Source organism: Croceivirga lutea, assembly GCF_014235875.1.
GTDB lineage: Bacteria > Bacteroidota > Bacteroidia > Flavobacteriales > Flavobacteriaceae > Croceivirga > Croceivirga lutea.
This window is the reverse complement of the sequence record NZ_JACJUK010000005.1, coordinates 169,744-180,993: the sequence shown is the minus strand read 5'-3', so window position 1 is coordinate 180,993 and position 11,250 is coordinate 169,744. Positions and strand designations below refer to the sequence as shown.

12 protein-coding genes are annotated in these 11,250 nt (G+C 33.7%); 6 read left to right on the top strand and 6 right to left on the bottom strand.

Features of this window, described 5'->3' with window-relative positions; all coding sequences use genetic code 11:
• The first annotated feature begins 29 nt into the window (after window positions 1–29).
• The 3 genes from H5V42_RS10865 (at window position 30) to murI (ending at window position 2,277) form a co-directional block, all read left to right on the top strand.
• Window positions 30–863 carry an OmpH family outer membrane protein gene (locus H5V42_RS10865; RefSeq protein ID WP_185783195.1) on the top strand — a complete coding sequence of 278 codons (834 nt, stop codon included), beginning with the start codon at window positions 30–32 and terminating at the stop codon, window positions 861–863.
• A 47-nt stretch (window positions 864–910) separates the two neighbouring features.
• Window positions 911–1,420, top strand: coding sequence for an OmpH family outer membrane protein (locus H5V42_RS10860; RefSeq protein ID WP_185783194.1), 510 nt, complete (start codon window positions 911–913; stop codon window positions 1,418–1,420).
• A gap of 71 nt (window positions 1,421–1,491) precedes the next feature.
• Window positions 1,492–2,277 carry a glutamate racemase gene (gene murI / locus H5V42_RS10855; protein WP_185783193.1) on the top strand — a complete coding sequence of 262 codons (786 nt, stop codon included), beginning with the start codon at window positions 1,492–1,494 and terminating at the stop codon, window positions 2,275–2,277.
• Here the strand turns inward: murI and H5V42_RS10850 are convergent.
• Window positions 2,274–2,768 (bottom strand): dihydrofolate reductase, encoded by a 495-nt coding sequence (locus H5V42_RS10850; protein WP_185783192.1) that lies wholly within the window; start codon window positions 2,766–2,768, stop codon window positions 2,274–2,276. The two genes, murI and H5V42_RS10850, sit on opposite strands and share 4 nt — an antisense overlap.
• Window positions 2,765–3,154, bottom strand: a complete 390-nt coding sequence (locus H5V42_RS10845; RefSeq protein ID WP_185783191.1) for a 2TM domain-containing protein — start codon at window positions 3,152–3,154, stop codon at window positions 2,765–2,767. The genes H5V42_RS10850 and H5V42_RS10845 overlap by 4 nt, the downstream gene beginning before the upstream one ends.
• A gap of 43 nt (window positions 3,155–3,197) precedes the next feature.
• Between H5V42_RS10845 and H5V42_RS10840 the strand changes: the two genes are divergently transcribed.
• Together H5V42_RS10840 and H5V42_RS10835 are read left to right on the top strand one after the other, a co-directional pair.
• Complete coding sequence (locus H5V42_RS10840; RefSeq protein WP_185783190.1) at window positions 3,198–4,295, top strand: aminotransferase class V-fold PLP-dependent enzyme; 1,098 nt, start codon at window positions 3,198–3,200, stop codon at window positions 4,293–4,295.
• A 140-nt stretch (window positions 4,296–4,435) separates the two neighbouring features.
• Window positions 4,436–4,732 carry an isoamylase early set domain-containing protein gene (locus tag H5V42_RS10835; RefSeq protein ID WP_185783189.1) on the top strand — a complete coding sequence of 99 codons (297 nt, stop codon included), beginning with the start codon at window positions 4,436–4,438 and terminating at the stop codon, window positions 4,730–4,732.
• A 40-nt stretch (window positions 4,733–4,772) separates the two neighbouring features.
• Here the strand turns inward: H5V42_RS10835 and egtD are convergent, their stop codons facing one another.
• From egtD to H5V42_RS10815, 4 genes are all read right to left on the bottom strand, one after another.
• Window positions 4,773–5,744, bottom strand: coding sequence for an L-histidine N(alpha)-methyltransferase (egtD, locus tag H5V42_RS10830; protein WP_185783188.1), 972 nt, complete (start codon window positions 5,742–5,744; stop codon window positions 4,773–4,775).
• Window positions 5,745–5,753: 9 nt separating this feature from the next.
• On the bottom strand, window positions 5,754–6,914 hold the full coding sequence (gene egtB / locus H5V42_RS10825) for an ergothioneine biosynthesis protein EgtB (protein ID WP_185783187.1): 1,161 nt from the start codon (window positions 6,912–6,914) through the stop codon (window positions 5,754–5,756).
• Between the two features lie 63 nt (window positions 6,915–6,977).
• On the bottom strand, window positions 6,978–8,471 hold the full coding sequence (locus H5V42_RS10820; protein ID WP_185783186.1) for a sensor histidine kinase: 1,494 nt from the start codon (window positions 8,469–8,471) through the stop codon (window positions 6,978–6,980).
• A gap of 42 nt (window positions 8,472–8,513) precedes the next feature.
• Window positions 8,514–9,218: a response regulator transcription factor gene (locus H5V42_RS10815; protein WP_185783185.1), complete on the bottom strand. Its 705-nt coding sequence runs from the start codon at window positions 9,216–9,218 to the stop codon at window positions 8,514–8,516.
• Window positions 9,219–9,433: 215 nt separating this feature from the next.
• Between H5V42_RS10815 and H5V42_RS10810 the strand changes: the two genes are divergently transcribed.
• Entirely contained in the window at window positions 9,434–11,173 is a 1,740-nt protein-coding gene (locus H5V42_RS10810) for a hypothetical protein (RefSeq protein WP_229665692.1), read from the top strand.
• Window positions 11,174–11,250: the final 77 nt, after the last annotated feature.

Here is an 11,250-nt window from a genome sequence, read left to right as displayed (position 1 = left end):
ATATTTTCTATATAAACATCGTAATTAGGATGAAGATTAGTATAGCTTTAATTACAACGTTCATTTTTAGTGCGCTAACATTCGCACAATCAGCAAGAGGTGTTCGTATTGGTTATGTAGATATGGAGTATATTCTAGAAAATGTAGAAGAATATAGAGATGCTACGCAACAGCTAAATACCAAAGCTGCTAAATGGAAGCAAGAGATTGAGTTAATGCAAAGTAAGGTTGAGCAAATGAAAAAAGACCTTATGGCTGAAAAAGTACTCTTAACAGATGAGCTAATTGCTGAAAGAGAAGAGGAAATTGAAATTTTGGAAAAGGAAATGTTGGATTATCAACAAGACCGTTTTGGACCACAGGGAGACTTGGTACTTCAGAAAAAGCTATTAATACAGCCTATACAAGACCAGGTTTTTAATGAAGTTCAGAAAATAGGTGCAAATAAAAGATATGATTTTATTTTTGATAAATCAGCAGATGTTGTAATGTTGTATTCCGAACAAAGACACGATGTTAGTGACTTGGTTTTGAGAGAAATTGCTCGTACAAGAAAAGTTAGTGCTTCTAAAAAGAAGCAAAATCTTGACAATAAACTAAAAGATTTTCAAAATAGAGAATCTCAAGATGTAGAAGAGGTGAATGAAGCACTTCAAGAAAGAGAGGAGCAAGCAGCCGCTGCGAAAGAAGATAGACAAAAAGCTATTGAAGCAAGAAGAGAAGAACAATTAAAATTACGTGAAGAACGTAAAAAGGCCTACGAGGAAAGAAGAAAGAAATTGCTAGAAGAAAGAGAAGCAAAGAGAAAAGAGAAGGAAGTAGAAAGGGCTAAAGAACAAAAAAAGGATTCAACGAATCAATAATAAATACTAAACGTTAATTAAAACTGGAATTTAAAGTTACACAGATTATGAAAAATGGATTCAAACTTGTAGTTGCCTTGGTGATGTTTGTTGCGGCAACTTCGTTTACCAACGCGCAGAGTAAAGTAGCTCATATTAATGTACAGCAGTTACTTTCAGAAATGCCTGAAATGAAAGCTGCGCAAGCCGAGCTTAAAAAGTTAGAAGAAACTTATAGTGCAGATATTGAAAGTTCTGTAACAGAACTTCGTAACAAATACACACAATACTCTAATGAGGCTACTTCTCAATCAGAAGAAGAAAATAACAAAAGAGCGGTAGAGTTACAAGGTTACGAAAAAAGCATTCAAGATGCACGTAACGCTGCAATGCAAGAAATGCAAAAGAAGCAAGGTGAACTATTCGAGCCTATCTCAATTAAGGCTAAAGAAGCTATAGAAAAGGTAGCTGCTGCTCAAGGTTTCGACTATGTTATGGACGCTAGCCCTGGTTTAGGATTAATTGTTTTCAAAGGAAAAGATTTATTACCTGACGTTAAAAGAGAATTGGGTTTCTAAAAAACCTTAGTAAATAAATTTAAACCGCTGGTATCTTCGTAAAGTAGAAATCAGCGGTTTTTTGTTGAAATATGAGTAATAACCCTATTGGTATTTTTGATTCAGGAGTAGGTGGTACTTCCATTTGGAAAGAGATTAATCGTCTCTTACCTTACGAATCTACTATTTACCTTGCAGACAGTGCTAATGCTCCCTATGGTTTAAAAACGAATAAAACTATTATTGAACTTAGTACCAAAAATGTAGAATATCTTTTAGCTAGAAATTGTAAGCTAATAGTGGTGGCTTGTAATACCGCAACTACAAATGCTATCAAAGAGCTTAGAGCTAATTATAATATTCCGTTTATTGGTATTGAGCCTGCTATAAAACCCGCAGCATTAAATACCAAAACCAAGAAGGTAGGTGTATTAGCTACTAAAGGAACATTATCTAGTGGCTTATTTCAAAATACCAGTAAAATATACGCCTCTGGTATTGAAGTTATAGAACAAGAAGGAAACGGTCTTGTGGAGCTAGTAGAAGCAGGTAGCGTAAATTCAAAGAAAACCTACGAGTTACTTAAAACATTCATCACACCAATGTTAGAAAAAGGTATTGATAGCTTAGTTTTAGGCTGTACACACTATCCGTATTTAATTCCTGTATTAAAAAAAATACTTCCTCCAGAGGTAAAAATAATAGATTCAGGTTTTGCGGTGGCTAAACAAACAAAAAGTATTTTGCAGCAACAAAATCTTGACAATACTAATTCAGCGAAGGTAACCCATTACTTTTATAGCAATAAAAACCCCTATCTGCTCAAAACAATAGTAGATACTAATAAAAATGCGGAAGTTTCTTATTTAGATTTCTAACTAATGCGTTCAAAGGTTTGATAGGTAAAATCAAACGTATGCTTATCATCTTTTGGGTGATGCTCTTCTTTTACGATTTTCCATTTTCCTAAATCAATTGCAGGGAAAAATGTATCTGCCTCAAATTCAGCATGTATTCTTGTAAGTTCAATATGCGTGGCTAAATCCATAGCCTGTTTGTAAATTTCTCCACCACCAATAATAAAGCTAACATCATCTTGCTGGGCATACTTTATAGCTTCTTCTATGGTGTTAAAAACAATACAATCAAATTTTGGTTGGTAATTCTTATCGCGTGTTATTACAATATGTTCTCTGTTGGGCAAAGCTTTAGGAAAGCTTTCTAATGTCTTACGACCCATTAGTATTTTGTGCCCACTGGTTAATTGTTTAAATCGCTTAAAATCATCGGGTAAATGCCAAGGTAAATCGTTGTTTATTCCTAATGCGTTGTTTTCTGCAGCGGCAGCAATAATTATTAATTTACTCAAAGCTCTTTTTTTTTATTGATTTTAGAGATGGGGAATTCGGTTTCAATTTCTTTTTGAATTTCGGCAATTCGTTGTTTTTGTTTGGCTACTAGTTTTTCGCGTTGATCACGTTCCCAGGCAACTCCCATAAATTTTTGCGTAACAAATACATTAAAAACATGAATTAAAAAGAGAAATGCCCAAGCGGTAATACCCCATATAAACCAATCATAAGATTCACCATATTTTAAAATCTTATTGATTAAGATTAAAAAAACACTACCAATTAAAAAGATTACAAAATGGGTAAAGAGTCTTTTCTTTTGTGAAATTCGTTTTTGCGCATTTTCTAAAAGTTCATGTTGCTCAATATTAACTTCAGACTTTTGCTTCTTTTTAAAAAACATGATTACCTATCTTTAAAACAAAGATAATTTAAAAAACAAGCCCATGAATACAACCTTAGAAGCTGCTCGTAAACAATTTCCGGTACTTAATAAAGGAATTTACGCCAATACAGCAACTTCTGGTTTGCTCTATGAGGATTTGCTTGAATGGAGGCAACATCATGATTTAGATTATCTAATTGGAGGAGCCGAAATGAAAATGAAAAGTATGGGTTTATTAGGTGAGACCAAAAAGGTGCTTGGTGACTTTTTTTCTTGTGATGCATCTTTAGTGGCCTTAACGCCAAACTTTTCTATTGGATGGAATTTTCTTTTAGAAGGTTTACAACCTAATAAAAATGTTTTATTGTTAAATCAAGATTACCCTTCGGTTGATTGGCCTGTAATTAATAGAGATTTTAAAACGTTTTTAGTGGATTATTCGGTTGATGTTGAAGAAAGGATAATTGAAAGTATCAGAAATAATTCTATAGAAATATTTGTGCTAAGTCTTGTGCATTGGCAATCAGGATTTTATATATCTCCTAAGTTTTTAAAACGGTTAAAAACCGAGTATCCGAATCTTTTAATAGTTGCTGACGGCACTCAGTTTTGTGGTATGTATGAATTTGATTTTAGTGCTTCAGGTATTGATGTGTTGGGGGTAAGCGGCTATAAGTGGTTAATTGCTGGATTTGGTAACGGATTCTTTTTATTTTCTGAAAATGCAAAAGCTTTTTTTAACCTTAAGTCTATTGGTTGTGCATCAGTAAATGGAGACCCTTCAAAAAAAGATGCTATAAGGTTTACTAAATATTTAGAACCTGGTCATCTAGATTCTTTTAATTTTGGTAGCTTAAAGTTTTCAATACAATGGTTGTCTAAATTAAACATCAGCGTAATAGATACCCACAACCATGAACTTTCTAAAAAGGCGAAAACTATTTTTTCTGAATTAAACCTTTTAAATTCTTTGACCGAAGGTCGTGAATGCCATTCCACCATTTTTAATGTAAAGCTATCAGTTGAACAATTTGAAAAGGTAAAAGCAAAAAATATTTTTTGTGCACAACGTGGCGAAGGGGTTCGTTTTAGCTTTCATTTTTATAATACTTTGGAAGATTTAGACAGGTTAAAAAAGCATTTAATTAATATTCTTTAAATTCTAATTTTTCAATTATAACCTACTTCTATTGAATACTTTATAGTAATTTAACAACTAATTGTTTAGACTAAAAATAAGTATTACTACCTGTCTTTATTTAGCACTTATTTTACTAACCTTTGTAAAAAATTACTCTCATGTCAATTCAAAAAAAGTATTTAAAAAGTAAGCCTGTTTGTAAAGTAACTTTCAGTGTTCCTGCAAAAGAAGCTAAATCTGTTTCAGTGGTTGGAGACTTTAATAATTGGAATCCAAAAAATAGCGAGTTAAAAAAATTAAAGAACGGAACTTTCAAAGGTACGTTTGATTTACCTGCCGATAACGATTATGAATTTAGATATATCGTTGATTCAACTTATGTAAACGATGAGGCCGCTGACCGTTATCAGTGGAATGACTACGCGGGTACAGAAAATGCTGTTCTTGTGGTATAAATAAACTATGGGTTCTGGTAGTTTAACTGCCAGAACCTTTCTACAAGGGTTGAAAAATGTAGTTTTTAAAGTAACTTTGTGAATCACAAAAGTCTGCTATTACTTTAAAACCAGACGCTTTTGCTAGCCAATCTACAGTTTGGTCGTCATACTTCTGTGAAATTTCAGTGTGTATAGTTTCCCAAGCTTCAAATTCTATTACGGTTTCTAATTCTTCAATAAAAATAGACTGCTTACAAGTAGACACTAGATAGCTTTTAGCTGTGCCGGTTTCTGGGTCATATACTTCCCAATGTTTAAATTTTTCTACATCAAATTTGGCACCTAACTCGCTGTTTATTCGGTTTAAAATATTCTTATTAAAGGCAGCTGTTACTCCAGTAGGGTCATTGTAAGCATCTAATACTGTTTGTGGATTCTTTTTTAAGTCCATCCCCATCAATAACAAATCTTTTTTATGCATGGCGGCTCTAAGTTGATGCAGAAAAGCTATTGCATTTTTGTGCAATAAATTACCAATATTAGAACCTAAAAAGAGAATTACTTTTCTATTTTGTTGCTCGTCTTTTATGGTTTTTAAAGTGTCAAAATAGGTGCCCTGAATTGGGTTTACTACTACTGACGGTATTTCTTTATTTATAGATGATTTTAATTGTGATAACGCATTTGAGCTTATATCTATGGGTCTATAATCAAAATTGTAATTGTTATCTATTAAATACTTTAACAGAATTTTGGTCTTTTTTCCATCTCCTGCGCCAAGTTCAAAAAGACTGAAAGTTGAATCGTCTTTTGAAAATAATTCTGCTAAATGCTTAGTATAGGTAGATAAAATTTCAAATTCGCAATTGGTTAAATAATATTCTGGCAAGGCCATTATTTTTTGAAAAAGAGCATCTCCTTTTTCATCGTAAAAATATTTAGATGATAAATATTTAGGAAAGGCTGTAAGACCTTCTTTTATTTCTTTTGCAAATTCTGTTTGGGTAAGCTGTATAGTGTTTTCGTGCATATAATTTTATTATTTTACCAATCGTAATCCGGTAAATTGCCATCTTAATTGAGGATGAAAAAAATTACGGTAAGTGTGTCTGGTATGTCTACCAGGAGTAGCTATGGAACCTCCTCTGAGTACTTTCTGATTAACCATAAATTTACCATTGTATTCACCTAGAGCGCCATCGGCTTTTTTATAATTAGGGTAGGGAAGGTATGCTGATGATGACCATTCCCAACGCTTACCCCAAGTAAAATGTTTTTGAGCTATTTCCCATTCAAATTCTGTAGGTAGACGCTTGCCCGCAAATTGTGCAAAAGCAAAAGCTTCGTAGTAAGAAATATGTGTAACAGGAGCTTCACTTTTTATTTCTTGTAATCCGTTTAAGCTGTAATAATGCCACTTTCCGTTAATCTTATGCCAATATAAAGGTGCAGTTATTTTGTTTTGGTTAACCCAATCCCACCCTTCTGCATGCCATAGCTCAAAGTTTTGGTAGCCGCCATGGGCAATAAATGCCGCAAATTCAGCATTGGTCACAAGTTTGTTCGCAATTTCAAAAGAAGGAATATAGACTTGATGTCTACCTAATTCATTGTCATAACAAAAATCGTTTGTTTTATGACCTATATTATAAAGCCCTTCAGAAATTGATATCCAATTTCTATCATGATTTTCTACTGGGTATTCATTTGTAGTAGCTGCGTATTTGGGCAATAGGGGGTTGTTGCCTAGAATATATTTTATATCGGTGAGGAGTAATTCTTGATGTTGTTTTTCGTGATGTATACCTATTTCCAATAAATAATTTAATTCTTCTGACTGCTCTTGCATAAATAATTCTGCAATTGCTTGGGTAACATATTTTCGGTATTGGTATACTTTATTCACAGAGGGTCTACTTAAATTACCACGGTCAGACCTTACAACTCTTTTACCAATAGTTTCATAATAGCTATTGAAGACAAAGGCAAAATCATCACTGTATAGTTTGTAATTTTTTACGTATTTCTTTAAAATGAACTCCTCAAAAAACCAAGTGGTGTGGCCCAAATGCCATTTAGGTGGACTAACATCTACAATAGGTTGAACCACATAATCTTCAATCTCTAGGGGTTCACAAATACGTTCGGTATATTGTCTGGTTTCGGTAAAAAGGTCTAACAAAGAAGCTGTTAGTATCATTAAAGTGTAGATTTTACTAAAGGTAATTAATTCCTCAAGTTAGTTGCAGGTCTTAATAAAAACTTAACCCAATTGATACACCGGAAGGCTAAAACTAAATGCGGTCCCTTGATTGGGTTGACTCAGAACGTTAATACTCGCATTATGTAAATCCATAATTTTTCGAACAATAGCAAGGCCTAAACCTGCACCTTCTTTTTCTTTACCAGTTTTAGTTTGACGGTATCTTTCAAATACCAAATGTTGATTTTCTTTAGCAATGCCCGGACCAGAATCCTTAATTGTTATTTCAACATCTGTTACAGAAGGTTTAATGCTAACTACTACTTCACCATGTTCAGGTGTGAATTTTAAAGCATTATCCATTAAATTTTGAATAGCTCTTTCTACTAAAGAGATATCGGCAAACACTAATGGCGTTTTTTCAGCCATTTCTAGTTTTAAATCAATTTGCTTTTTAGCAGCCAACATTTGATAATTTCTATGAATATCGTTAGCAAGTTCAGAGATTAAAAATGGTTCTTTTACTGGTTGAATTTGATTAGCTTCTAATTTTGAATATTCAAACAACTGACCAATTAATTTAGAAAGCCTTTCACTACTAGAATTAATTTTATTTAAATAATTATTGCGTTGAACTTCTGTAAGATGCTCATCTTTTATTTGCAACGTTTCAATATACCCTTGAATTATAGCTAAAGGAGTGCGTAAATCATGAGAAATGTTAGCTATAAGTTCGGTTCTTAATTTCTCTAAAGATTTAATACGGTCCATATCACTCACAATGGTATCTGCCATACTATTAAATGTCTGAGCAAGACCGGTTAAATCTGTTTTTTCGTTTTCATTTATACGATATTGCAAATCTCCTTCTTGAAAACGTTCTGCAGCGTAATTAATTTCTCTTAAGTTTTTGGTTAAATACCATATTGAAAACAGTCCCAAAATACCAGCGAATACCAAAGTTAACATGGAAATGCCTAAACCCAATTTTTGAGAATAGCCATTTAATAACAAACTTTTGGTTTTGGTGTAATCTTGACCTGCTAGTACAATGTAAATGTATCCTTCTTTTCCACCTTTCTCGAATTTTGCTGCTGAGAATATCTTTTTTTCCTCTTTGTTTCGGGGGTCATCTCCTAAAACATAACGTTGACCCTTATTAGCAATAAAATTGGTAATAGGCTCTAGGGAGACTTTTTCTTGCGTTTTATCAGGGTCGCTATGGTCTAGAACCACAGAATACTGAACGTTACCCTTGGTATCTAATAAGTAGACTTCAATGGCTTTGTTAACCGCCATCATATCATGCATAATATCACCAAATAACGCTTTGTTTACATTACCAACGCTATCTATAGGACTTTCGTTTACAAACTTTTCATCAATTAAATCCTGTGCTAAATTGGCGTGTAAACGTTGTGTGGTTTCGTTATAATATTGATTGGAAAAATATAGGGTTGCACCAGTATAACCTAAGCCAGCTAAAATGAGAACAACAATAAAGGCAAGCATCAATTTTTTGATAAGCTTATTTGAAAATAATTTCTTTTTCATTTCTTTGACTTAGACATTTTTTTTTAGAATAGTAATTGACAATTATAATTCTTCATTGAATTTATAACCTACACCCCAGGTGGTTAGAATAAATTTGGGATGCGCCATATCTGGTTCAATTTTTGACCTTAATCTATTAATATGGGAGTTTACCGTGTGTTCATATCCTTTAAAGTCATATCCCCAAATCATATTCAATAATTTGGCGCGATCATAACTTTTGCCTGGATTTGCAGATAATAAAGCCAATAATTCAAATTCTTTTGGTGATAATTCTACACGTTCTTCGTTTACTTTTACTTTTCTTTTTTCTATATCTATACTCAAATTATCAAATTGAAGTGGACTCCCGACAATGCCATTATTTTGAGTTACACCACTCATTTTTTGTCTTCTAAATATTGCTTTTACTCGTGCGATAAATTCTCGAACACTAAATGGTTTAGTTAAGTAGTCATCTGCACCAACCTCTAGACCCAAAACTTTATCAATCTCTTCTGATTTAGCGGTAAGCATCATTATTGGAGATTTAATATTGTTCGCTCTTATTTTTTGACATACCTCTATGCCATCCATTTCTGGTAACATTACATCTAAAATCACCAAATCTGGTTGTAACTCAATAGCTTTTAATAAACCGGTGGTTCCACTATTGGCCACGGCTGTGGAACAACCTAAATCTTTAAGATGAATTTCTAACAACTGAACTATTTCAGCATCATCTTCTATGACTAAAACATTTTTCATTGAATACAAATTAACTATTGAACTATCACGAAAAGTTCACGTAGACATTACAGTGATGTTTATAATTCGTCGTTGTAAAATCAAAAACATTGCTTAATGCTATAAAATATAACTTAACTAACAATAAATCAGATGTTTACAAAAGTTTACTTTTCTGTGATCATTTTGCAACAACTTCTAAATTCCTTTGAATCAAAATTTTAAAACACAGCAAGATGAACAACGTAAAAACAATTTTAGTAAGCTTAGCGGCCCTAATTTTTATTGTAGGATGTGAAAGTGATTCAGATGATGATACCCCTTTACTACTTGATGCTGGTACCTTGAGTGGTGGCCCTTTTAGTTTTGTAGTGGATGGAGTTCCTGATATGGTTAGTGGTATTTCTTTATCCAATTTTAATGGAGAAGGAGACGTACAATCTTTTGTAATAACTGATGATTCAAGAAATATTTTAGGGCTTCCTCCAACTTTTGAAGCTCTAGAAGGTGTAGATTTTGATGGAGCTGGTATTGGACTATGTTATATTTATCACATTACTTATCAAACTGGACTGACTGGTTTAGAAGCTGGACAAAATTTAGATGGTTTAAGTGGTGAGTTTGACCTATCCAATTTCATTATGGTTAATCGTGGAGCATTAAATGCTGGAACGTTATCAGGAGGCCCTTATGAATTTGTGGTTGATGGGATTCCAGATATGGTTGCTAATATCTCATTAGATGACACTAATTTAACTGGTGAAACCCAAACCTATGTAATTACAGATGATTCTAGAAACATTTTGGGGATTCCTCCAACTTTAGATGCTGTAATGGGTGTAGATTTTGATGGCGCAGGAGTAGGTTCTTGCTATATCTATCATTTAACATATTCTACTGGTCTTAATGGTTTAGCTTCTGGTGAAAATTTAGATAACCTTACCGGTGAATTTGCATTGTCAAATTTTATAGTTGTAGACAGGATAGCGTTAAATGCTGGTTCATTGACTGGGGGTCCGTATGATTTTGTAGTAGATGGCAATCCAGATATGGTATCTGCAATTACCTTAGATGACACTGAATTGAACGGAGAAAATCAGACGTACATAATTACGGATGATAATAAAAATATTCTAGGAATTCCTCCAACTTTAGATGCTGTAATGGGTGTAGATTTCGATGGTGCTGGGGTAGGTTCTTGTTATATCTATCATTTAACCTATTCCACAGGATTAGAAGGTTTAGAATCTGGAGGTAATTTAGATAGTTTGGAGGGTTCTTTCGCGGTTTCAAATTTTGTAACGGTTAACCGTGATGCGCTGATCGCCGGAACCTTATCTGGTGGGCCTTTTATGTTTACGGTTGATGGTACCCCAGACATGGTCAGTGGTATTAATTTAGATGATACTGCACTTACAGGAAGTAATCAAGGATATGTAATTACAGATGAAGAATTAAACATTTTAGGTTTACCACCAACTTTGGATGCTGTTGAAGGTGTAGATTTTGATGGAGCTGGTATTGGAGTTTGCTTAATATGGCATATTACTTATGAAGATGGGTTAACAGGTTTAATAGCTGGTGAAAATGCAGCAAACTTGGACGGATTCTTTGCATTGTCTAATAGTATTCGTGTATACCGTAATCCTAACGCAGGAGTAATCTCTGGTGGTCCTTTTAGTTTCAATGTTGACGGAATGCCAGATATGGTAAATGGCATTATGTTAGATGCTACTTCAGCTACTGGTACCAATAGAACTTGGATAATTACCGATGACCAAGGTACTATTTTAGGTATACCTCCAACCCTAGCAGCGGTAGAAGGGGTAGATTTTGATGGCGCAGGAGCAGGAGTATGTCTTATCTGGTATATGCGATATGAAGATGGTTTAACCGGACTAGAAATGGGAAATAATATTAGTGAACTACAAGGCCTCTATGGATTATCTAACTCTATTACCGTTACGCGGAATTAATTGCTATGAGAAGTGTGGGGCTTACGACCCCCTTAATGTTCGTAATTCAGTTAGATGTTAGAAGCGCTCAAACATTT

Coding starts and splice junctions, on each gene's coding strand:
- H5V42_RS10810 (WP_229665692.1), top strand. CDS start 9,434: ATGAACAACGTAAAAACAATTTTAGTAAGCTTAGCGGCCCTAATTTTT.
- H5V42_RS10865 (WP_185783195.1), top strand. CDS start 30: ATGAAGATTAGTATAGCTTTAATTACAACGTTCATTTTTAGTGCGCTA.
- egtD (WP_185783188.1), bottom strand. CDS start 5,744: ATGCACGAAAACACTATACAGCTTACCCAAACAGAATTTGCAAAAGAA.
- H5V42_RS10815 (WP_185783185.1), bottom strand. CDS start 9,218: ATGAAAAATGTTTTAGTCATAGAAGATGATGCTGAAATAGTTCAGTTG.
- H5V42_RS10840 (WP_185783190.1), top strand. CDS start 3,198: ATGAATACAACCTTAGAAGCTGCTCGTAAACAATTTCCGGTACTTAAT.
- H5V42_RS10860 (WP_185783194.1), top strand. CDS start 911: ATGAAAAATGGATTCAAACTTGTAGTTGCCTTGGTGATGTTTGTTGCG.
- H5V42_RS10835 (WP_185783189.1), top strand. CDS start 4,436: ATGTCAATTCAAAAAAAGTATTTAAAAAGTAAGCCTGTTTGTAAAGTA.
- murI (WP_185783193.1), top strand. CDS start 1,492: ATGAGTAATAACCCTATTGGTATTTTTGATTCAGGAGTAGGTGGTACT.
- egtB (WP_185783187.1), bottom strand. CDS start 6,914: ATGATACTAACAGCTTCTTTGTTAGACCTTTTTACCGAAACCAGACAA.
- H5V42_RS10820 (WP_185783186.1), bottom strand. CDS start 8,471: ATGAAAAAGAAATTATTTTCAAATAAGCTTATCAAAAAATTGATGCTT.
- H5V42_RS10845 (WP_185783191.1), bottom strand. CDS start 3,154: ATGTTTTTTAAAAAGAAGCAAAAGTCTGAAGTTAATATTGAGCAACAT.